The 20,403-nt window shown below is 68.3% G+C and carries 21 protein-coding genes; 7 read left to right on the forward strand and 14 right to left on the reverse strand.

Annotation, left to right across the window (positions count from 1 at the left end; translation table 11 throughout):
* Positions 1 to 39: 39 nt before the first annotated feature.
* From rfbD to rfbB, 4 genes are read right to left on the reverse strand one after another with little or no spacing between them, the layout of a single operon-like run.
* Positions 40 to 936 carry a dTDP-4-dehydrorhamnose reductase gene (rfbD, locus tag PA01_06830; GenBank protein KON81358.1) on the reverse strand — a complete coding sequence of 299 codons (897 nt, stop codon included), beginning with the start codon at positions 934 to 936 and terminating at the stop codon, positions 40 to 42.
* Positions 933 to 1,478, reverse strand: coding sequence for a dTDP-4-dehydrorhamnose 3,5-epimerase (rfbC, locus tag PA01_06835; GenBank protein ID KON81359.1), 546 nt, complete (start codon positions 1,476 to 1,478; stop codon positions 933 to 935). Before rfbC ends, rfbD begins: the two co-directional genes overlap by 4 nt.
* Positions 1,478 to 2,362 (reverse strand): glucose-1-phosphate thymidylyltransferase RfbA, encoded by an 885-nt coding sequence (rfbA, locus tag PA01_06840; GenBank protein ID KON81360.1) that lies wholly within the window; start codon positions 2,360 to 2,362, stop codon positions 1,478 to 1,480. The genes rfbC and rfbA overlap by 1 nt, the downstream gene beginning before the upstream one ends.
* A 15-nt stretch (positions 2,363 to 2,377) precedes the next feature.
* On the reverse strand, positions 2,378 to 3,436 hold the full coding sequence (gene rfbB, locus PA01_06845) for a dTDP-glucose 4,6-dehydratase (protein ID KON81361.1): 1,059 nt from the start codon (positions 3,434 to 3,436) through the stop codon (positions 2,378 to 2,380).
* Positions 3,437 to 3,582: 146 nt separating this feature from the next.
* Between rfbB and dacB the strand changes: the two genes are divergently transcribed.
* Complete coding sequence (gene dacB, locus PA01_06850; GenBank protein ID KON81362.1) at positions 3,583 to 5,019, forward strand: D-alanyl-D-alanine carboxypeptidase/D-alanyl-D-alanine-endopeptidase; 1,437 nt, start codon at positions 3,583 to 3,585, stop codon at positions 5,017 to 5,019.
* Between the two features lie 17 nt (positions 5,020 to 5,036).
* Here dacB and PA01_06855 read toward each other — a convergent pair whose 3' ends face one another.
* The 10 genes from PA01_06855 to PA01_06900 all read right to left on the reverse strand — a co-directional run bounded on the left by PA01_06855 (position 5,037) and on the right by PA01_06900 (position 13,354).
* Positions 5,037 to 5,459: a hypothetical protein gene (locus PA01_06855; GenBank protein ID KON81363.1), complete on the reverse strand. Its 423-nt coding sequence runs from the start codon at positions 5,457 to 5,459 to the stop codon at positions 5,037 to 5,039.
* An 83-nt stretch (positions 5,460 to 5,542) separates the two neighbouring features.
* A complete protein-coding gene (gene ubiD / locus PA01_06860; GenBank protein KON81364.1) occupies positions 5,543 to 7,033 on the reverse strand; it encodes a 4-hydroxy-3-polyprenylbenzoate decarboxylase in 1,491 nt (496 codons plus the stop codon).
* 37 nt (positions 7,034 to 7,070) lie between these two features.
* On the reverse strand, positions 7,071 to 7,457 hold the full coding sequence (locus PA01_06865) for a DUF1232 domain-containing protein (GenBank protein KON81365.1): 387 nt from the start codon (positions 7,455 to 7,457) through the stop codon (positions 7,071 to 7,073).
* Positions 7,457 to 8,272 (reverse strand): orotidine-5'-phosphate decarboxylase, encoded by an 816-nt coding sequence (pyrF, locus tag PA01_06870; protein KON81366.1) that lies wholly within the window; start codon positions 8,270 to 8,272, stop codon positions 7,457 to 7,459. Before pyrF ends, PA01_06865 begins: the two co-directional genes overlap by 1 nt.
* Before the next feature lie 137 nt (positions 8,273 to 8,409).
* Positions 8,410 to 8,661: a hypothetical protein gene (locus tag PA01_06875; protein KON81367.1), complete on the reverse strand. Its 252-nt coding sequence runs from the start codon at positions 8,659 to 8,661 to the stop codon at positions 8,410 to 8,412.
* 73 nt (positions 8,662 to 8,734) lie between these two features.
* Positions 8,735 to 9,622: a 4-hydroxybenzoate octaprenyltransferase gene (ubiA, locus tag PA01_06880; GenBank protein ID KON82359.2), complete on the reverse strand. Its 888-nt coding sequence runs from the start codon at positions 9,620 to 9,622 to the stop codon at positions 8,735 to 8,737.
* A complete protein-coding gene (locus tag PA01_06885; protein KON81368.1) occupies positions 9,619 to 10,176 on the reverse strand; it encodes a chorismate lyase in 558 nt (185 codons plus the stop codon). Before PA01_06885 ends, ubiA begins: the two co-directional genes overlap by 4 nt.
* Before the next feature lie 130 nt (positions 10,177 to 10,306).
* Complete coding sequence (gene recG / locus PA01_06890; GenBank protein KON81369.2) at positions 10,307 to 12,343, reverse strand: ATP-dependent DNA helicase RecG; 2,037 nt, start codon at positions 12,341 to 12,343, stop codon at positions 10,307 to 10,309.
* A gap of 44 nt (positions 12,344 to 12,387) precedes the next feature.
* Complete coding sequence (locus tag PA01_06895) at positions 12,388 to 12,768, reverse strand: RidA family protein (protein ID KON81370.1); 381 nt, start codon at positions 12,766 to 12,768, stop codon at positions 12,388 to 12,390.
* A gap of 88 nt (positions 12,769 to 12,856) precedes the next feature.
* A complete protein-coding gene (locus tag PA01_06900) occupies positions 12,857 to 13,354 on the reverse strand; it encodes a DUF2802 domain-containing protein (GenBank protein KAI5913063.1) in 498 nt (165 codons plus the stop codon).
* 132 nt (positions 13,355 to 13,486) lie between these two features.
* Between PA01_06900 and PA01_06905 the strand changes: the two genes are divergently transcribed.
* The 6 genes from PA01_06905 (at position 13,487) to PA01_06930 (ending at position 20,384) form a co-directional block, all read left to right on the forward strand.
* The gene (locus PA01_06905) at positions 13,487 to 14,263 is read left to right on the forward strand and encodes a YdcF family protein (GenBank protein KON81371.1); all 777 of its coding nucleotides are present in this window, start codon (positions 13,487 to 13,489) and stop codon (positions 14,261 to 14,263) included.
* Positions 14,264 to 14,586: 323 nt separating this feature from the next.
* The gene (locus tag PA01_06910) at positions 14,587 to 15,516 is read left to right on the forward strand and encodes a pirin family protein (protein ID KON81372.1); all 930 of its coding nucleotides are present in this window, start codon (positions 14,587 to 14,589) and stop codon (positions 15,514 to 15,516) included.
* A 218-nt stretch (positions 15,517 to 15,734) separates the two neighbouring features.
* A complete protein-coding gene (locus tag PA01_06915; protein ID KON81373.1) occupies positions 15,735 to 16,547 on the forward strand; it encodes a DUF1835 domain-containing protein in 813 nt (270 codons plus the stop codon).
* Between the two features lie 680 nt (positions 16,548 to 17,227).
* Positions 17,228 to 18,613: an FAD-binding oxidoreductase gene (locus tag PA01_06920; protein ID KON81374.1), complete on the forward strand. Its 1,386-nt coding sequence runs from the start codon at positions 17,228 to 17,230 to the stop codon at positions 18,611 to 18,613.
* A 196-nt stretch (positions 18,614 to 18,809) separates the two neighbouring features.
* Positions 18,810 to 19,382 (forward strand): NAD(P)H-dependent oxidoreductase, encoded by a 573-nt coding sequence (locus tag PA01_06925; protein ID KON81375.2) that lies wholly within the window; start codon positions 18,810 to 18,812, stop codon positions 19,380 to 19,382.
* Positions 19,383 to 19,811: 429 nt separating this feature from the next.
* Positions 19,812 to 20,384 carry a hypothetical protein gene (locus PA01_06930; protein KON82360.2) on the forward strand — a complete coding sequence of 191 codons (573 nt, stop codon included), beginning with the start codon at positions 19,812 to 19,814 and terminating at the stop codon, positions 20,382 to 20,384.
* The last annotated feature ends 19 nt before the right edge of the window (positions 20,385 to 20,403 follow it).

Here is a 20,403-nt window from a genome sequence, read left to right on the forward strand (position 1 = left end):
TGGGTGACGCTTCCGTCATCGCGCGCGCGTCCCCGCCGCTCACCGCCCCGCGAGATCATCGAGGCAGCGCGCGAGCGCCTCGTCCCATCGCGGCATGACGATTCCGAAGCGCGCCTGCAGCTTGCCCGCGGCGAGGCATGAATTGGCGGGGCGCACAGCCGGCGTCGGATAGGCGGATGACGGAATCGGCGTCACCGCGGCGACTTTCAGGCCGATATCGGGCAGCTGCGCTCGCGCGGCGGCGAAAATCGCTTCGGCAAAACCGTGCCAGCTGGTCTCTCCACGGGACGCGAGATTGAATATGCCCGACGCGAAGCTGCGCTGCTGCCGCTCCGCCTGCGCCCGGGCGACCGCAAGCGCGGTCGCATCGGCAATGTTGCGCGCCCAGGTCGGTGCGCCGACCTGATCGGCGACGACTTGCAGGCGGTCGCGCTCGGCGCCCAGGCGCAGCATCGTGCGCACGAAATTGGCGCCGCGCGCCGCGAACACCCAGGTCGTGCGGAAAATCAGATGGTCGCAGCCGCTTTCGCGAATCGCGAGCTCGCCGGCGAGTTTGCTGCGACCGTACGCGTTGATTGGCGCGACCGGGTCGTCCTCGTCGTACGGCGCGGACTTCGTGCCGTCGAACACGTAGTCGGTCGAGTAATGCACCAGCAATGCGCCCGTGCGCTTCGCGACGCGCGCGAGCTCGCCCGGCGCCACCCCGTTGATGACCGTCGCCGCAGCTTCGTCGCTTTCGGCGCGGTCGACAGCAGTGTAGGCCGCGGCGTTGACGATGACGTCCGGCGCGAGTTCTTCCACCCGCGCCGCGAGCGCAGCCGGCCGGGACAGGTCGCAGCCGCTGCGGTCGAGTGCGACGACATCGCCGAGCGGCATCAGGCTGCGCGCGAGCTCCCAGCCGACCTGGCCGTTCGCGCCGGTCACCAGCAGCTTCATTCGAACACCTCGCATGCGGCGAGCGGCTTGCCTTCGCGGTCTTTCCCCGACAGCAGCGGCGAGACGCCGACCGGCCACTCGATGCCGACCGCCGGGTCGTTCCACGCGAGGCAGCGCTCGTGCTCCGGCGCGTAATAATCGGTCGTCTTGTAGAGGAAATCGGCCGATTCCGACAGCACGACGAAGCCGTGCGCGAAACCGGGCGGAATCCACAGCTGGCGGTGGTTGTCCTCGGACAGCTCGGCGCCTGCCCAGCGTCCGAAGCTCGGCGAGCTCCGACGCAGGTCCACGGCGACGTCGAACACCGCACCGCGCACAACCCGCACGAGCTTGCCCTGCGGCTGGCGGATCTGGTAGTGCAGGCCGCGCAGCACGCCGCGCGCCGAGCGCGAATGGTTGTCCTGCACGAACGTCTCGTCAAGGCCGGTCGCGTCGCGAAAAGCGCGCGCGTTGAAACTCTCGAAGAAAAAGCCGCGTGCATCACCGAACACTTTCGGCTCGATCAGCAGCACCTCGGGAATCGAAGTCGGCACGGCCTTCATCAGAACACCCGCTCGTCGAGGAGGCGCTGCAGATAATGGCCGTAGCCGTTCTTCGCCAGCGGCCGCGCGAGCCCCTGAAGCTGGTCGGCGTCGATCCAGCCGGCGCGCCATGCGATTTCCTCCGGACATGCGATTTTCAGCCCCTGGCGCTTTTCGATCGTCTGGATGAACAGGCTCGCGTCGAGCAGGCTCTCGTGCGTGCCGGTGTCGAGCCACGCATGGCCCCGCCCCATGACTTCGACGTCGAGCGCGCCGGCCTCGAGATACTCGCGGTTGACGTCGGTGATCTCGAGCTCGCCGCGCGGGCTCGGCCGCAGCGAACGGGCGATGTCGACGACGCGCTCGTCGTAGAAGTACAGGCCCGTCACCGCGTAACGGCTTTTCGGTCGCGCCGGCTTTTCCTCGAGGCTCACTGCGCGGCCGTCGGCGTCGAACTCGACGACGCCGTAGCGCTCCGGATCGTGCACCGGATACGCGAACACCGTCGCGCCGCGCTCGCGCTGGCCCGCTTGCCGCAGCGAATCGGAGAACTCATGGCCATAGAACAGGTTGTCACCGAGCACCAGCGCCGAGCAGCTGCCGGCGAGAAACTCTTCGCCGATCAGGAACGCTTGCGCGAGTCCGTCCGGGCTCGGCTGCACCGCATAGCGCAGGTTCAGCCCCCAGCGCTTGCCGTCGCCGAGCAACTGCTCGAAACGCGGCGTGTCCTGCGGCGTCGAGATGATCAGGATGTCGCGGATGCCGGCCAGCATCAATGTGCTGAGCGGGTAATAGATCATCGGTTTGTCATAGACCGGGAGCAACTGCTTGGATACTGCCAGGGTCGCCGGGTGCAGGCGGGTGCCGGAGCCGCCGGCGAGAATGATGCCTTTGCGTGCGCTCATCGCGTCAAATCCTTCCTATCGTTGGCCATAGTTGCGGTCGACCCACTCGCGGTACGCGCCGCTTTGCACGTGCGCGACCCAGCCCTGGTGCTCGAGGTACCACGCGATCGTCTTGCGGATGCCCGATTCGAACGTCTCGACGGGCCGCCAGCCGAGTTCGCGCTCGATCTTGCGCGCGTCGATCGCGTAGCGCCGATCGTGGCCGGGCCGATCGGCGACGTAAGTGATGAGCCTTGCATGCGGACCGGCAGGGTCGGGCCGCAGCTCGTCGAGCAGCGTGCATACCGTGTGCACGATGTCGAGATTCGGCTTCTCGTTCCAGCCGCCGACGTTGTAAGTCTCGCCGCACCGCCCCCGCGCGAGCACTTCGCGGATCGCCGCACAGTGGTCGCCGACGTACAGCCAGTCGCGCACGTTCTGCCCGTCGCCATAGACCGGCAGCGGCTTGCCGGCGAGCGCGTTGGCGATCATCAGCGGGATCAGCTTCTCGGGGAACTGGTACGGACCGTAGTTGTTCGAGCAGTTCGTCGTCACTACCGGCAGGCCGTAGGTGTGATGCCAGGCACGCACGAGGTGGTCGGACGCGGCCTTGCTCGCGGAATACGGGCTGTTCGGCTCGAAGCCTTTCGTCTCGGTGAACGCCGGGTCGGCAGGGCCGAGCGAGCCGTACACTTCATCGGTCGATACGTGCAGGAAGCGAAACGCCGCTTTAGCGCCGCCATCGAGACTGGACCAGTACGCGCGCGCGGCCTCGAGCAGCGTGAACGTGCCTTCGACGTTGGTGCGGACAAATGCCGCCGGGCCGTGAATCGAGCGGTCGACGTGGCTCTCGGCGGCGAAATGCACGATCGCGCGCGGCCGGTGTTCGGCCAGCAGGCGGTCGAGCAGCGTGCGGTCGCAGATGTCGCCGTGGACGAACACGTGGCGCGCGTCGCCCATCAGCGAAGCGAGATTCTCGCGGTTGCCGGCGTAGGTCAGCGCATCGAGATTGACGACCGGTTCGCCGGACTGGCTCAGCCAGTCGAGCACGAAGTTGGCACCGATGAAGCCGGCGCCGCCGGTTACCAGGATCATGGAACTCCCCTATGGACGGAATCGTCGTCCGCGCGGCCAGCGTAGAATGTCCGGCCCGCGAACGATCAGGAGGCCGAATTGTATCCTGCCGACGAGCACCTCGCTTCGCGCCGGCCGTCGAAGCACCGCAATCCGACGTTTTCTCGATGACAATCGCATCGTTGCGCACGCTTTGCGCGCTGCTCCTCGCCGGCTGGCTCGCCACCGCCCACCCTTCCGACGCTTCCGCGCTGCCGGAGCCGGTCGCGCAGGCTCTCGCTGCCGCACACATTCCGCAATCCGCCGTCGCGCTGTGGGTGCAGGCGGTCGACGGCGGCGAGCCGCAACTGCGCCTGAACGCCGAGTGGCCGATGAATCCGGCGTCGGTGATGAAGCTCGTCACCGCGTTCGCCGCGCTCGAGCGCTTCGGCCCGGCGCACGTGTGGACGACGCGCGTCGCGGCGACCGGGACGATCCATGCCGGCGTGCTCGAAGGCGATCTTTACCTGATCGGCGGCGCAGACCCGCTGCTGAGCGTCGAGCGGCTGTGGACGCTGCTGCGCAAGATCCGCGCACTGGGCATCGAGACGATTCGCGGTGATCTGGTGCTCGACGGCTCGGCGCTGCGGCTGCCGCAGCACGACCCGGCAGCGTTCGACGATCGCGCGCTGCGCCCATACAACAGCGGCGCGCACGGCCTGCTGGTGAACTTCAACACGCTGCAGCTGACGCTCCTGCCCGCGGGCCGGCGGGGCGAACGGGTCACGGTCGCGGCCAGTCCGCCGCTGAAAGGGCTCGAGATCGACAACCGCATCGTCATCGCGGCAGGCGAGTGCGGCGTGTGGTATCGCGACCTCGACGCATCGCTCGAAGCCGCGCCGGGCGGTCCGCGCCTGGTGCTGCTCGGCAGCCTGCCGGCGAGCTGCGGCCAGCGCGACTGGGCGACGGCACCGCTGCCGGCGGAACGCTTCGGCGTCGCCGCCGTCGCCGCGCTGTGGGCGGAACTGGGTGGCAAGATCGAAGGCGTCACGAGACCGGGCGTGGCGCCGGTCGAAGCCGCATTGCTGCTGACCGGCAGCTCGCCGCCGCTTGCGGACGTCGTGCGCGAGATGAACAAATGGTCGAGCAACGTGATCGCGCGCGAGCTGCTCGCGACCCTCGGCGCCAGCGACACGGCGTCGCCCGACATGGTCGCCGGCGGCGCGGCGCTCGCGCGGACGCTGCTCGATGCGGCAGGCATCAGCACGGCCGGGCTGCTCGTCGAAAACGGCTCAGGCCTGTCGCGCAGCGAAAGCGTCAGTGCCCGCACGCTCGGCGAAATGCTGCTCGCCGCGTGGCGGCGGCCGTACATGCCGGAATTCGTCGCCGCGCTGCCGGTCGCCGGCCTCGACGGCACTGCGCTCGCCCGGCTCCACGACAGCCCGGCGCGCGGCCACGCGCACATCAAGACCGGCTCGATCAACGGCGTGCGCGCGATGGCCGGCTACGTGCTCGACCGCAACGGCCGCCGCCATGTCGTCGCGATGCTCGTCAACGATGCCGCGGCCGGCAGCAGCCACGCGGCGCAGGACGCGCTGCTCGAATGGGTGTGGGACGCGCGCTGAGACGCGCGCGGGGGCTGTCACCCCGGCGGCATCGGCATCATGCCGCGATGCAGGAGACTCCACCAGCCGCGCGCGACGCGATAGACGACCCACAGCCCGGCGAGGGCGACGAGCGCCAGCGCGAGCGGGATGCCGATGATCGTGAATGCCAGCAGCAGGCCCGCGACGATCCACAGCGCCGCGAACCAGAACGTGCGGATCTGCCAGCGGAAATGGCTTTCCAGCCAAGTGCCGCGGACTGCGCTGCGCTTGAGATAGTTCAGCACCACGGCCGCGATCGACGGCACGCTGGCGACGAAGCTGCCGATGATCGTCGCGCTGCCGACGACGCCAGTGACGACCGCGAACGCGTGCAGCGCGTAGATCAGGTGCGTCAGCGTGACGAGGTTGCCGAGATCGACAGTGCGCAGCGGGCCGCCCTCGGGCGAATACTGGGTCATGGGAACTCCTTTGCTGTTGAAAGCGCGTCGAGGATGCGACTGCGCACAGCGCGGTCCGTTCGCGCCGGCGTCCGATTTGTCCGCTACAGGCCGAGTTCGTCCCACATCGCGTCGACGCGCGCCTTCACCGCGTCGTCCATGACGATCGGCCGACCCCATTCGCGTGTCGTCTCGCCCGGCCACTTGTTCGTCGCGTCGAGCCCCATCTTGCTGCCGAGGCTCGCGACCGGGCTCGCGAAGTCGAGGTAGTCGATCGGCGTGTTGTCGACGAGCACCGTGTCGCGCGTCGCGTCGACGCGCGTCGTCAGCGCCCAGATCACTTCCTTCCAGTCGCGGATCGCGACGTCGTCATCGACGACGATGATGAATTTCGTATACATGAACTGGCGCAGGAAGCTCCAGATGCCGAACATCACGCGCTTCGCGTGGCCCGGGTACTGCTTCCGGATGCTGACCACTGCGAGCCGGTACGAGCAGCCTTCGGGCGGCAGATAGAAATCGACGATCTCCGGATACTGCCGCTGCAACAGCGGCACGAACACTTCGTTCAGCGCGAGGCCGAGCATCGCGGGCTCGTCGGGGGGCTTGCCGGTGTAGGTGGAATGGTAGATCGGGTCGCGGCGCATCGTGATGCGCTCGATCGTGAACACCGGGAACTCGGACACCTCGTTGTAATAGCCGGTGTGGTCGCCGTACGGGCCTTCGGCCGCGGTGTCGCCCGGGTGGATCACGCCTTCGAGCACAATTTCGCTTGAGGCCGGCACCTGCAGGTCGGAGCCCATGCATTTGACCAGTTCGGTCTTCGCGCCGCGCAGCAAGCCGGCGAACTGGTATTCCGACAGCGAATCGGGCACCGGCGTCACCGCGCCGAGGATCGTCGCCGGGTCGCAGCCGAGCACGACCGCGACCGGAAACGCTTCGCCCGGATGCGCCTGTTGATGATCGCGAAAATCCAGCGCGCCGCCGCGATGCGCGAGCCAGCGCATGACAACGCGGTTGGCCGAGAGCACCTGCTGGCGGTAGATGCCGAGGTTCTGCCGCTTCTTGCCCGGCCCGCGCGTCACGACGAGCCCCCACGTGATCAGCGGCGCGACGTCGCCCGGCCAGCAATGCTGGATCGGCAGCCGCGCCAGATCGACGTCCGCGCCTTCCCACAGCACTTCCTGGCACGCCGCCGACCGGACTTCCTTCGGCGCCATGTTCAGCACCTGGCGGAACACCGGCAGCTTCTCCCACGCGTCCTTGAATCCTTTCGGCGGCTCGGGCTCCTTGAGGAACGCCAGCAGCCGGCCGACTTCGCACAGCGGCGTCTGCCAGTCGCCGTCGGCGAGCTCCTCGCCCATGCCGAGCGCGACGCGCTGCGGCGTGCCGAACAGATTCGCGAGCACCGGCATCGCCTGCGCTACCCCGCGCGTCACCGGCTGCTCGAACAGCAGCGCCGGCCCCCCGGCACGCAACACGCGGTCGGCGATCTCGGTCATCTCGAGATGCGTGTCGACGGGAACGGTGATGCGTTTCAGCTCGCCGCGCTCTTCGAGCTGGGCGATGAAGTCGCGGAGATCTTGGTATTTCATCGTCTGGAGGTCGGAAGGAGTTTGTGAGTGGGCGTCGTCAGTCGCCTGCGAGTCTGGCAACCCACCGCGTGACGACGAACGCGAGGACGCCCCATACCGCGACGACGAACGCCGCCGCACCGCGGCTCACGGGCTTCGCGGCGACCTGGGCAGCGCGCTCGCGCGACGCGACGATCACTTCGGGGGGCGTCAGCCGCACGACGAGTGCGACGCCGAGCGGTACGATCAGCAGGTCATCGAGATAGCCGAGCACCGGAATGAAATCCGGAATCAGGTCGATCGGACTGAGTGCGTACGCGGCGACCGCGAGCGCGAGCAGCCGCACCGCGACCGGCGTGCGCGGGTCGCGCGCGGCGAAATAGACAGTCAGCGTGTGCTGCTTGAGCGCCTTCGCCCACGTGCGTAACCCGGCGGGCGAAGGCATCAGCGGAACTGGTTGATGGCGTCACGCGTGTCAAGCGCGACCTGTCGCGCCGCGCCCACATAGTCTTCGCCGGCACCGGCGTAGAGGATCGCACGCGACGAGTTGATCATCAGCCCGCTGCCGTCGGCGCTGCGGCCGGCGCGGACGGTCGCGGCGATGTCGCCGCCCTGCGCACCGATGCCGGGCACGAGCAGCGGCAGGTCGCCGACGAGTTCGCGCACGCGCGCGATCTCGTTCGGGAAAGTCGCGCCGACGACCAGGCTGCAATTGCCGCTGGCGTTCCACTCGTCGGCAACGAGGCGGGCGACGCGCTCGAAGAGGCGCTCGCCGCCGCCGACGTCGAGGAACTGCAGGTCGCTGCCGCCGGGGTTCGACGTGCGGCACAGCAGGATCACGCCTTTGTCGGCGTACTCGAGATAGGGCTCGACCGAGTCGCGACCCATGTACGGATTGACCGTGATCGCGTCGGCACCGAAGCGCTCGAATGCTTCGACGGCATACTGCCCGGCGGTGCTGCCGATGTCACCGCGCTTCGCGTCGAGGATCACCGGCGTGCCGGGATGGCGCGTGTGGATGTGCGCGATCAGCGCTTCGAGCTGGTCCTCGGCGCGCTGCGCGGCGAAGTACGCGATCTGCGGCTTGAAGCAGCAGACGAGATCGGCGGTCGCGTCGACGATCGCGCTGCAGAAGCGGAATATGGCATCGGGCTGGCTGTGCAGATGCGCGGGGAAGCGCGTCGGATCGGGGTCGAGGCCGACGCACAGCAGGCTGTCGCGCGTGCGCCAGGCGGCCCGAAGGGCAGTCATGAAATGCATGGAAGCGTCCACAATGGTCCGGGCCGCATGATAAGCCGGGCGGCGCTTCGCGTGCACCGCCGGCTCATCGTTGCGCCTGTTCGGCAAAAGACGCTTGGGGGCCGCGCCGCCCCCGCGCGGTGTCCGAGCGGGCCCGATCAGGTTTCGATCTTCAGGATTTTCTTCGCTTTCTCGAGCGAATCGAGCGCTTCCTGGTGCTTGCCGGCCTTGTGCAGCGTTTCGCCTTCGGCGCGCAGCTGCTTCACTTCGGTCATCTGCTCGGCAGTCAGCGCCGGAGGTTTCGCGAGTGCCTCGTCGATCTTTTTCATTTCGACGGGACAGTGGAACGCGAACGCGCTGCCTGACAGCGCCATCGCCAGCAGGCCCGCAACCAGGCTCTTCTTCATCATGGTCTCCTTGGGGATCCGCGCGGTTTTTCCGCGCCGTCATTCGACCGTGTGATCGCCGTCGGTTAACCCTAGATCAGGCCGGTGGAAACGCAACGTAGTCGATGACGAGCGCGACGAACAGTGCCGCGCCGACCCAGTTGTTGTGCAGGAAAGCCCTGAAGCAGCGCGCCCGGTCGCGGTCGCGGATCAGCGTGTAATGGTAGATCGCGATCGCCGCTGCGACCGCTATTCCCCCGAAGAACCACGGCCCGCGCCCCGCCGCGACGCCGACGACGGCGATCAGGCCGAACGCGACCGCGTAGCACAGCATCACCGCGGCGACGTCGAAGCGGCCGAACGTGATCGCGGAAGTCTTGATGCCGATCTTCAAGTCATCGGGGCGGTCGACCATCGCGTATTCGGTGTCGTACGCGACTGCCCAGAAGATGTTCGCGAGCAGCAGCAGCCACGCGATCGCCGGCACTTCGCCCTGCACCGCGGCGAACCCCATCGGAATGCCGAAACCGAACGCGATGCCGAGGTAGGCTTGCGGAATCGCGAGGAAACGCTTCGTGTAAGGGTAGCTCGCGGCGAGGAACAGCGCCGGCAGCGACAGCCACCGCACCAGCGGATCGAGCGGCAGGATCAGCACGAACGACACCAGCGACAGCCCGGCCGCGAGCAGCAGCGCTTCGCGGATCGTCACCGCGCCGGTCGCCAGCGGCCGCATCCGCGTGCGCTCGACGTGGCCGTCGAAGTCGCGGTCGGCGTAGTCGTTGATGACGCAGCCGGCCGAGCGCATCAGCGCGGTGCCGAGGACGAAGATCGCGACCACGTGCAGCGGCGGAACGCCGTCGGCGGCAAGCCACAACGCCCACAGCGTCGGCCACATCAGCAGCAGGATGCCGATCGGCTTGTCGAGACGCATCAGCCGCAGGTACAGCGGCAGACGGCCGGACAGCGTGGCAGGGGCAATCATCATGTCGGCAACTCCAGAATCGTGGGCAGGAACACTTCACTGACCAGCAGCGCGCGGCCGCGCAGGGCGAACAGCGAGCGGCGCGCCCACAGCGCGGACGGCAGGCGGCGCGGCGCGACTGTGGTCGAAGCGCGATGATAGCGCGCGTCCCGGCGGTCGAGACAGGTGCAGGCCAATGGTCTGCGGCCGATGCGCGGGTCGGCGAACAGCGCAGCACCGAGGGGACGTGAGCCGAGCCCGTGGAACAGCACCCACGCTCCGCGCACGTTGTGCCGCGGCAGGATGCTGCGCGCGAACACCACCGGCACGCCGTCGGCGACGAGCAGCACTTCGCGCAGCCACGCGAGTTCGCCGCGGCGCAGCCCGAGCAGCGCGGCCTCGTCCGGGTGCGGGACGGCGAGGCGCTGGGCGAGCACGTCGACGGAAAACACGCTGCAGCGACTGCGGATGCGCGCCGTCAGCGAGCCCGGATCGGTGAGCCAGGGGCGCAGCCGCGGGAGCACCCGGGCGCGCGGCGGGCGTTCGATCCAGGTTTCGGAGTGAGGTCGGAGGCGCATGTAAAAGGACGCCGGCAGGACGCCGTGGCGCCCGCATGATACCGGGAACGACAGGCCGCCCCAATCGCGGGACGTTGCGCGACGTTGCGGGACCCGGCTGAGGAACAGGGCGAGGCGGCAAACTGGCGCTTCAGGCCCGCAGCAGCCCTTCGCGGCCGCCGAGCCAGCGCTCCATCACGCGCGCGGCGGTCTGGGGCGCGTCATCGAGCAACTGTTCGGCGAGCGTACGCGCCGGTTCGAGCAGATCGGCGTCGCGTTCGAGATCGGCGTAGCGCAGCAGCGGTGTGCCGCTCTGGCGGGCGCCGACGAATTCGCCGGGGCCGCGGATGTGCAGATCCTCGCGCGCAATCGCGAAACCATCGCTGTGTTCATAGATCACTTTCAGCCGCGCGCGGCCGTTTTCCGACAGCGGCTGCGCGAACAGCAGGATGCACACCGAGTCGGCAGGGCCTCGCCCGACGCGGCCGCGCAGCTGGTGCAGCTGCGCGAGGCCGAAGCGCTCGGCGTGCTCGATGACCATCAGGCTCGCGTTCGGCACGTCGACGCCGACTTCGATGACCGTCGTCGCCACCAGCAGATGCAGCTCGCCTGCGGCGAACGCGGCCATCGTCGCCGATTTTTCTTCGCCCCTGAGGCGCCCATGGACGAGGCCGATCCTGAGGTCCGGCAGCGCGGCGGTGAGCGTCTCGAACGTCTCGAGCGCGGTCTTCAGCTGCAGCGCCTCCGATTCCTCGATCAGCGGGCATACCCAGTACGCCTGACGGCCGGCCAGGCACGCCTCGCGCACGCGGGCGACGACCTGGTCACGGCGCAGGTCGGACACGAGCTTGGTGAGGATCGGGGTGCGCCCCGGCGGCAATTCGTCGAGCACGGTGACGTCGAGATCGGCGTAGTAGCTCATCGCCAGCGTGCGTGGAATCGGCGTTGCCGACATCATCAGCATGTGCGGATGGCTGCCGTTCGCGCCCTTGTCGCGCAGCGCGAGACGCTGGCGCACGCCGAAGCGGTGCTGCTCGTCGACGATCGCCAGGCCCAGCCGCGGCAGCAGCACTGGATCCTCGATCAACGCGTGAGTGCCGACGGCGAGCAGCACTTCGCCGCTCGCGAGGCGCGCGAGCTCGGCGTCGCGTTCGCGCCTTTTGCGGCTGCCTGACAGCCAAGCGATGTCGACGCCGAGCGGCTCGAGCCACGCGGCGAGCTTTTTCCAGTGCTGTTCGGCGAGGATCTCGGTCGGCGCCATCAGCACCGCCTGGAACCCGTTCTCGGCCGCCTGCAGCATCGCCAGCGCGGCGACGATCGTCTTGCCGCTGCCGACGTCACCCTGCAGCAGGCGCTGCATCGGGTGCGGCATGGCCAGATCGTGCGCGATCGCGGCGACCGCGCGAGCCTGCGCGCCGGTAAGACGGAACGGCAGCCGGGCGAGCAGCGCCTCGCACAGACGCCCGGTCGCCGGCAGCGCCGGCGCGCGATGCGAGCGGCGGGCGTTGTATGCGCGGCGCAGCGACAGCTGCTGGACCAGCAGCTCCTCGAACTTGATGCGCCGCCACGCCGGGTGCGCCCGGTCTTCGAGCGCGGCCGCGTCGACGTGCGGCGGCGGGTGGTGCAGCGTGCGCACCGCGTCGGCGAAATTCGGCAGCCCGAGCCCGGCGAGCACCGTGTCGGGCAGGTATTCGTCGAGCGGCACGGCGTGCAGCGCGCGGGCGACGAGCTTGCGCAGCGCCGACTGCGCGAGCCCGGCGGTGGTCGGGTAAATCGGCGTCAGCGCCTGCGGCAGCGGCTCGCCGTCATCGACGCCATGCACGCGCGGATGCACCATCTCGTCGCCGAAGAAGCCGCCGCGCACTTCGCCGAAAAGCCGCACGCGGCGCCCGGCGGCGAGCTGCTTCTGCTGCGACGGGTAGAAATTGAGCCAGCGCGCGACGAGCATTCCGGACTCATCGCGCACGCGGGCGACGAGCTGGCGGCGCGGCCGCAGCACGATCTCGCTCGACACGACTTCGCCTTCGATCTGCACTGCGGTGCCGCCTCGCGCCGCAGCGATCGGCGTCACCCGGGTCTCGTCCTCGTAGCGCAGCGGCAGGTGCAGCACCAGGTCCTGCGGCCGCCGCAGGTCGAGCCTGGCGAGCCGGCCGGCCAGTTGCGGGCCGACACCGCCCCAGCCGGCCAGCGCCGGTCGCGTTGTGGCATCAGGAGGCGACGGAGTTTCGCGGATCAGCCAAGCACCAGGATCGCGTCGGCCTCGACGAGCGCGCCTTTCGGCAATTCCTTCACGCCGACCGCGGCGCGGGCCGGGTACGGTTCGGCGAAATAGCGCGCCATCACTTCGTTCACCTTGGCGAAGTTCGCGAGGTCGGTGAGGTAGATCGTCAGCCGCGTCGCGTCGGCGAGCGAGCCCCCGGCCGCTTCGGCGACCGCCTTGAGGTTCTCGAACACGCGCACGGTCTGCGCTTCGAAGCCCTCGGCCATCTGCATCGTCGCGGGGTCGAGGCCGATCTGGCCGGAGCAGTAGACGGTGTTGCCGGTTCGGACAGCCTGCGAATAGGTGCCGATCGCGGCCGGGGCGTTGGGGGTCGAAACGATGCTACGGCTCATGGGCGGAATCCTCGATGGGTGGGGGCCGGGCGACTCACAATGAGCCGATTGTAAGCCAGGTCGGACGCAGGTCACATCCTGAGCGGCTTCACAGCCCGTTCCGCTCGTTGGCTTTTTTGCCTTTTTCACCTTTTTCGCCCTGCGCCAGGGCGCGCACCAGCGCCGCTTCGGCAACCGTGATGCCGCAGCGTTCCGCGATCGCTTCGACGTCGAGTCCGCGTCGCGCAAACACCAGCGCTTCGTCATACTCAGGCGAGGCGCCCGGGTTGGCAATGCCGCCATCGAACTGCTCGTGCTGCGCGTGCTGCGCGTGCAGCCGGGCAGTCAGGCGCGCAAGCTCCCGGCGCTGCTCGGCGAGTTCGGCGCACAGCTCGGCGACGTCCCGGCGCAGCTGCTGCACCTCGAGCTCGACCTGGAAACCGTCGCGCCGCGCCGACGGCTGCGGCCGCTCGAAGGCCTCTTCACCCGACACGCCGTCGCGTGAAACCGCGGGGCGCGAGCGGCTCCGCCGCGCCTGGTACAGGCGGACCGCGAGGTAGACGGCCGGCAGTGCGGCGGCGAACCACAGGATTTCGCTGACCCCCATCGCGCACTACCTCGCCGCGCGTGCGGACGGCCGCCGCCGCTGCGGCGCGACGCGCGGCCGCGGGGAACATGACGCGTGGATTGTCACGGATAATGCGACTCTCCCCCTGTGACAACGCCTCTGCCGACTCATATGACTCTCGACCTCGCTCTGATGCCACTTTTCTGGCTGAAGAAACTCGTTTCGGCCCTCATGCTGCCGCCGCTCGCCCCGCTGCTGCTCATCGCGCTCGGCCTGCTGCTCGTCCAGCGCTGGGGCCGCACCGGCCTGGCGGTCGCATGGGCAGGGCTCGTCGCAGCGCTGCTGCTCGTCTGGCCCGCCAGCGTCGGCTGGATGCTCGCCGGGCTGGAGACCGATCCGCCGCTGACCGCGACCGACGCTCGCCGCGCCGAAGCGATCGTCATCCTGGGCGGCGGCAAGCGGCGCCACGCACCCGAATACGGCGGCGAAACCGTGAACCGGCTGACGCTCGAACGGCTGCGCTACGGCGCGCGCCTTGCGCACGGACTGCGCCTGCCAGTGCTCGTCAGCGGTGGCGCGCCGACCGGCGAGCATCCCGAAAGCGAGCTGATGAAAGCCGCGCTCGAAACGGACTTCGGCATTATCCCGCGCTGGGTCGAGGCGAGCTCGCTCGACACCGGGCAGAACGCGGAATTTTCCGCACCGCTGCTCAAAGCCGCCGGCGTGAGCCGTGTGCTGCTCGTCACGCACGCCGCGCACATGCGCCGCGCCCGGGCCGAGTTCGAAGCCCGCGGCATCGACGTGATCGCCGCCCCGACCGCCTGGCTCGGCAGGCACGACGCGAACGACCAGGTGCTGACTGCGCTGCCGAGCGCGACTTCGGCCTATGCCGGGTGGTATGCGGCGCACGAATGGCTGGGGCTGCTCGCGCTGCGCCTGTCGCGCTGAACGTCGTGCCGCGCGATTGTCGCGGTGCCGCGGCAACTTCGGCAAGCTCGATCGCCACGACGGCAGCTGCGAACCGAGCGCGGAAGTCGCGAATCGGCAGCGCGCATCGGCGATCGTCCGGCGATCGTTGTCGTCGGGTCGCCCTGCCCCGCGCGAGCATGCTCGCGGTCTCGGCGACATGGCGAACCACCCGCGGCCGGCATGGGTCTTCTACAGGAACGGGCAGGGACACACGGACCAGCGCCCCGGGTCACGCGCCAGCATCGGGCCCCGCGCCCCTACAACCTTATCGCCGCATCGTCATATCACGTCGAGGAGAGCAGATGAACCCGAATCCATCGACATCCGCGCAGGACCCGCGATCGGTCGAAACCGTCGTCGTGCCGCAGGCGAGCGATCTGGGCGGCGGCTTCAAGGTGATGCGCGCGCTGCCGTCGGTGCAGCGGCGCATGGTCGGGCCTTTCGTCTTTCTCGACCAGATGGGTCCGGTGGAGCTTGCCGCGGGCAACGGGCTCGACGTCCGGCCGCATCCCCACATCGGGCTCGCGACGGTGACTTACCTGTTCGACGGCGAGATCCTGCATCGCGACAGCCTCGGCAACGTGCAGCCGATCCGGCCGGGCGAGCTGAACTGGATGACTGCGGGACGCGGCATCGTGCATTCCGAGCGCACGCCGCCCGAACTGCGCCCGTCCGGCTCGCGCCTCGCCGGGCTGCAGGCGTGGGTCGCGCTGCCGGGGCGCGACGAGGAGAGCGAACCCGCGTTCGCGCACCACGGCGCGGCGGAACTGCCGGTCATCGACGCGCCCGGCGTGAGCATCCGGCTGATCGCCGGCGAAGCTTTCGGCGCGCGCTCGCCGGTGGCGACGCGCTCGCCGCTGTTCTACGCCGACGTCACGCTCGCCCCGCCGGCGCGCCTGCAGGTGCCGAGCGAGCACGTCGAGCGCGCCGCGTACATCGTCGCCGGTTCCGTCGCGATCGACGGCGTGACGCATTCGGCGGGCCAGCTGCTGGTGCTGCGCCGCGGCGCCGACGTCGTCATCACGGCGTCATCGGCGACGCGGCTGATGCTGCTCGGCGGCGAACCGCCCGATGGCCCGCGCCATGTGTGGTGGAACTTCGTGTCGAGTTCGCGCGAGCGCATCGAGCAGGCGAAGGCCGACTGGCGCGCCGGCCGCTTCGCGCCGGTCCCGGGCGAGACCGAATTCATCCCGCTGCCGGACAATCGCCCGCCCCCGGTGCGCTATCCCTGACGGCTCGATCAGCCGGGCCGCGCAGCAGTACGATTCTGCGGCGGGCAGCGCAAGGACCCGGCGTGCGACGCCAAAAGCCCGCCACGGTCCGGCAGTTGCCTCAAGATGCCAACGTCGGCGGCAGGTGCTCGAATAAGACCGGCAGTTCATACCGCATCGAACCCTGCCGATTCCATTCATCCCCCCTGTGATGCAAGACGCGTACGGGAGACCCATTCATGACGGACAAGGCGACCCATCTGGTGCTCGGCGATGCCGCGGCGGGTGTTCTGCGCGACGCGATGACGGCAGGCCTGCCGGCGGCGGCGCCGATCCTGCGCTTTCGAGACATCTACTGCATCGGGCCTCTTGGCGCGCTCGGTACCGCTGACGGCCCGGCAAGCCGCGCGCGCTACTGGGCGCAGTTGCTGCCCGACGCGCCACCGCGGGTCAGCGAGTTCGACGAGGAGGAGACGCGTTACGCGCACGCGGCCGACGCTGCGCGCCACGGCACGGTGTTCGTCTGGAGTGGTGCGCACAGTTCGTCCCAATTGTGGCTACAGCGTCTGTGCGCGACGTTTCCGCCACAGGCCGCGGACGTCCGCCTTGTCGAGGCCGTCGACCCGGGGGCTGCTTCGGGCGGCCGGCGCGCGGTGAGCCAGTTCGAGCCGGGCGATTTTCGGGAACTGCTGGGGCGCACGCGCGCCCTCGACAGCGGGGAGATCGCGCGGCTCGCAGGCGAATGGCAGCGTAATCGCGGCTTCCCGTCCGGCGTGCGCCGCTGGGCCGACGGCCGCATCACCCACCACCGCGACGACTTCTACGACGCTCTGCTCCTCACTCAGTGCGATGACGACTGGCAAGCGGCCGATCAGGTGATCGGCGCGGCGCAGTGGGAATGCGACGAGTTCCTCGGCGACGTGTTCTTCGCGTGGCGACTGCGCTGCCTCGCGAGGAGCGGGCGCCTATTGTGGCGCAGCGTGGGCGAATCGGGCACCGAGGCCACGGTCAGGCTGCCGGGATCGGGCGGCGAACACGGAACGCTGCATTGACGCGCGCCGCTGGGCCCCGAGGACCGGCGCATCAAGGCGGTCGAACGCGACGATGCGCCGTGGACGACCGTCTACGACCCATGCCGCCGTTCGTCGTTCGGATTTCGGTTCGTCGGCTTCCAACAAGGGTTGAGCCGCCATTCCGAAGTGCCAGGCGACGGGCACGTGATCAGCCTTTAAACCATGCCGGTCGAGCTTTTTTCTAAGCGGCCATTTGCCCCAGCGACGGAAGCGGCCGTTCGATACGCCCGAGCGTCTTTGGCTGCCTGAGCGGCAGATTTGAGGTCGGACCGGTCAGTGAGGATAGGATGGCGCCGGTCGGCCGCCGGCCAGGAGCGGGCAGCGGTTGGTACATCTGCCTTGCTTGCCAATCACGGGCGTCTACTCTGAACAGAAATGAGCTAACGATGGTTGATGCAGGTCACGCCGGCTTGAGTAGAGAGGTTGAAGTTTCACTTCAGTCATGAGGACCCAGGGCGCGCTTTACGGGTACCACATAGGTTAGTAACCCTTGCCGGGTTTGCGCCTGATTCACCCCCATCCGCGGATGCGTAGCGGCCGCAATCGCGGACTGTGCGTTAACTTCGTGCAAACGGTTCACCGAAATGGACAGCATGTTCGCGCATCCATATCGAAATTGGGTTTTCATAACAGGTTAGGCGCAAACGGAGGCGAACGACATGGATCGCTTACAAAAAGCCGAGCTCGATGACTTCCGAGCGCACTTCCATGGAAATGTGCTTCTCCCTGACGATGCGGGCTACGACGAGGTACGCCAAATCTGGAACGCCATGACGGACCGGAGGCCCGGGCTGATAGCCCGCTGCACGTCGCCTGAAGACGTCGTTCAGGCCGTCAAGCTCGCGCGCCAGCACAACCTGCTCGTCTCCATCCGAGGGGGCGGGCACAACATCGCGGGCAATGCCGTCTGCGACGACGGTCTCATGATCGATCTCTCGCTGATGAAGAAGGTCCAGGTGGACCGGAACGCCCGCCGGGCGAGCGTCGAGCCGGGCTGCACGCTCGCCGACTTCGACGCCGCCGCGCAGACGCACGGCCTCGCGACGCCGCTGGGCATCAACTCGACGACGGGCGTTGCCGGCCTGACGCTCGGCGGCGGCTTCGGGTGGCTGAGCAGAAAGCACGGCATGACCGTCGACAACCTGCTCTCCGCGCACGTCGTCACGGCCGATGGCCACCAGGTGCACGCCAGCGAAACCGAAAACGATGACCTCTTCTGGGGGCTGCGGGGTGGCGGGGGGAACTTCGGTATTGTCACGAGCTTCGAGTTCCAGCTCCATCCGGTCGGGCCGAACGTGCTGAGCGGGCTCATCGTATTCCCGTTCGACCAGGCGAAGTCAGTGCTTACGCAGTTCGCCCGCTTCACGGAAACGATACCGGACGACCTCACCGTCTGGATGGTCACCCGCAAGGCGCCCCCGCTGCCCTTCCTGCCCGAAGACGTCCACGGAAAAGAGATCGTCGCGCTCGCCCTGTGCTATGTGGGTGACCCCGTCGAGGGCGAGAAACTGATCGAGCCGCTGCGCGGGTTCGGCACGATACACGGTGAGCATATCGGCGTGCAACCGTACACCGCCTGGCAGCAGGCCTTCGATCCACTGTTGACGCCCGGTGCGCGCAACTACTGGAAGTCGCATAACTTTTCGCAGCTCAGCGCGGGTGCGATCGACGTCATCATCGAATCCGCCGGCATGCTGCCCTCGCCGCAGTGCGAGATCTTCGTCGGCACGATCGGCGGCCAGACGGCCCGTGTAGCGCCCGAGGCGATGGCCTACTCGGCCCGAGACGCCAACTACGTGATGAACGTGCACGCCCGCTGGGAGTCGGCCGGCGAGGACCAACGCTGCATCGCGTGGGCGCGCGATTTTTTCGCCAAGTCACAGCCGTTCGCCAGCGGCGGCGCGTACATCAACTTCCTCACCCAGGACGAAACCGACCGCATCGCGTTCGCCTACGGGGCGACGTACGACCGGCTGGTGGAGCTCAAGAAGAAGTACGACCCGACGAACCTCTTCCGGATGAACCAGAACATCAAGCCGGTTTGAGAGGAGATCACGCGCCAAACGATTTAGCGGACGCCGGACGGCGCTGCCCATTGGCAGCGCCGAGCGGCAGCTTTCGTGCAACTGCGACGTCCGCACCGGGACCCGTTGCGGTCCTCCACTTCCGCCGAAACGAGTCGCTCCAAATACCCGCAAAGCGGTTGTCGAGCGGGAACGTGCTGGCCACACGACGCAGAGCGTGGCCCTCCGCCTTGGGCAAGCCAGCGCGAACGGCCGAGGGCATCGGCGCGCTTCAGCGCACCAGATTGGCCAGCATCTCATGAAGATTTTGTTGATCGTCTATCACACCATGACCGGCGGCACGCTGCAGATGGCGCAGGCCGCCGCCGACGGGGCCGCCGCCGACGGGGCGGTCGCGGTGCGCCTGCTGCATGCGAAGGAGGTCGGCGCCGACGACGTGCTGGCCGCGGACGGCTACATTTTCGCGACGCCGGAGAACCTCGCCGCCATTTCGGGCCAGATGAAGGACTTCTTCGACCGCACCTATTATCCCGTCCTGGACCGCATCAACGGCCGGCCCTATGCGACACTCGTCTGCGCGGGCAGCGATGGCAGCAACGCGGCACGGCAGATCGAACGCATCGCGACCGGGTGGCGGCTGAAAGCGGTCGCGCCGCCGTTGATCGTCTGCACGCATGCTCAAACGCCCGAGGACATCCTGCGCGCGAAACACATCGAAGCCAGCGAGCTCGAGCGCTGCACGGAACTGGGCGGTGGGATTGCAGCCGGTCTGGCGATGGGAATCTTTTGAGCGCGCGCAGGATGGGTTGAGCGAAGCGATACCCATCAACGGGGGGCGAGCAACCGCCGGGGGAGGGTGAGTAGCAAAAGCTCGACCGGCAAGTTTGGGTCGGATCCGGCTGTAGCCTGAAGTGGTCAGCGGTCATTGACCGCCACAAGCAGGTGAGCGTCAGGTGGCCGACGCATGGCCGCCCGAGGCGGGCCTGAGGCCCGAGGTCGGCAAAGGCCTGATCTCCCGCCAATCAGCAGTTAACACTCGACCCCGACTTCTGCCCTGAATCAGCCCTTCAGCGCAGTTCGGCGACGGCTCCCGCCCTCACCAATCATTCGCCAAAGGGCCGCCCGTCGGCCCACGAACCTGAGCGGACGACCAGTCTCCTTCAAAGCAGAACCTCAACGCCCCGGTTCACCGGCCGCGTGGACGAGGCACGGAGTTTGCATGATTTTTCCTGCGCCGGGCCGTGCCGGCAGATTGCTTACGGAGTACACCATGCAGAGTAATTCGTTCCTGATGCGCGCCCTGGTTTCCGGTACCGTCTCCGGCCTCGCGACTTCTGCCGTGGCCGCGCTTGCCGGCAAGCGGGAAACCGCATCGTATGCGGCGCCGATCAATGCGACGAGCCATATCCTGTGGGGCGACAAAGCGGCGCGCCACGATGACACTTCGCTCAAGTACACGGCCACCGGCTTCCTGCTCAACCACCTCGCAGCGGTCATGTGGGCCGCCGTCTATGAACGGTGGGCAGCTCCGGCAATCTCCCGCTGGGCGGCGAGGCGCCCTTCGCTTGCCCCGCTCGCCCCGGCGATGAGTGGGGTGGCGGTCGCGGCCGGCGCGTACGTCACGGACTACTATCTGGTGCCGAAGCGCTTTACCCCGGGCTATGAAAAAAGGCTGTCCGGGCAATCTCTGGCGCTGATATACGGGGCCCTTGCGCTGGGCCTGGCAGCCGGAGCCCTGCTGGAAAACAGCGGCCGTGACGGGCAGCCGAATCGTCATTTACCTGATCGTTGATGGGCGGGATATCCAGGCG

Source organism: Azoarcus sp. PA01 (assembly GCA_001274695.2).
GTDB lineage: Bacteria > Pseudomonadota > Gammaproteobacteria > Burkholderiales > Rhodocyclaceae > Aromatoleum.

Coding starts and splice junctions, on each gene's coding strand:
- rfbD (KON81358.1), bottom strand. CDS start 936: ATGAAGCTGCTGGTGACCGGCGCGAACGGCCAGGTCGGCTGGGAGCTC.
- rfbC (KON81359.1), bottom strand. CDS start 1,478: ATGAAGGCCGTGCCGACTTCGATTCCCGAGGTGCTGCTGATCGAGCCG.
- rfbA (KON81360.1), bottom strand. CDS start 2,362: ATGAGCGCACGCAAAGGCATCATTCTCGCCGGCGGCTCCGGCACCCGC.
- rfbB (KON81361.1), bottom strand. CDS start 3,436: ATGATCCTGGTAACCGGCGGCGCCGGCTTCATCGGTGCCAACTTCGTG.
- dacB (KON81362.1), top strand. CDS start 3,583: ATGACAATCGCATCGTTGCGCACGCTTTGCGCGCTGCTCCTCGCCGGC.
- PA01_06855 (KON81363.1), bottom strand. CDS start 5,459: ATGACCCAGTATTCGCCCGAGGGCGGCCCGCTGCGCACTGTCGATCTC.
- ubiD (KON81364.1), bottom strand. CDS start 7,033: ATGAAATACCAAGATCTCCGCGACTTCATCGCCCAGCTCGAAGAGCGC.
- PA01_06865 (KON81365.1), bottom strand. CDS start 7,457: ATGCCTTCGCCCGCCGGGTTACGCACGTGGGCGAAGGCGCTCAAGCAG.
- pyrF (KON81366.1), bottom strand. CDS start 8,272: ATGCATTTCATGACTGCCCTTCGGGCCGCCTGGCGCACGCGCGACAGC.
- PA01_06875 (KON81367.1), bottom strand. CDS start 8,661: ATGATGAAGAAGAGCCTGGTTGCGGGCCTGCTGGCGATGGCGCTGTCA.
- ubiA (KON82359.2), bottom strand. CDS start 9,622: ATGATGATTGCCCCTGCCACGCTGTCCGGCCGTCTGCCGCTGTACCTG.
- PA01_06885 (KON81368.1), bottom strand. CDS start 10,176: ATGCGCCTCCGACCTCACTCCGAAACCTGGATCGAACGCCCGCCGCGC.
- PA01_06895 (KON81370.1), bottom strand. CDS start 12,768: ATGAGCCGTAGCATCGTTTCGACCCCCAACGCCCCGGCCGCGATCGGC.
- PA01_06900 (KAI5913063.1), bottom strand. CDS start 13,354: ATGGGGGTCAGCGAAATCCTGTGGTTCGCCGCCGCACTGCCGGCCGTC.
- PA01_06905 (KON81371.1), top strand. CDS start 13,487: ATGACTCTCGACCTCGCTCTGATGCCACTTTTCTGGCTGAAGAAACTC.
- PA01_06910 (KON81372.1), top strand. CDS start 14,587: ATGAACCCGAATCCATCGACATCCGCGCAGGACCCGCGATCGGTCGAA.
- PA01_06915 (KON81373.1), top strand. CDS start 15,735: ATGACGGACAAGGCGACCCATCTGGTGCTCGGCGATGCCGCGGCGGGT.
- PA01_06920 (KON81374.1), top strand. CDS start 17,228: ATGGATCGCTTACAAAAAGCCGAGCTCGATGACTTCCGAGCGCACTTC.
- PA01_06930 (KON82360.2), top strand. CDS start 19,812: ATGATTTTTCCTGCGCCGGGCCGTGCCGGCAGATTGCTTACGGAGTAC.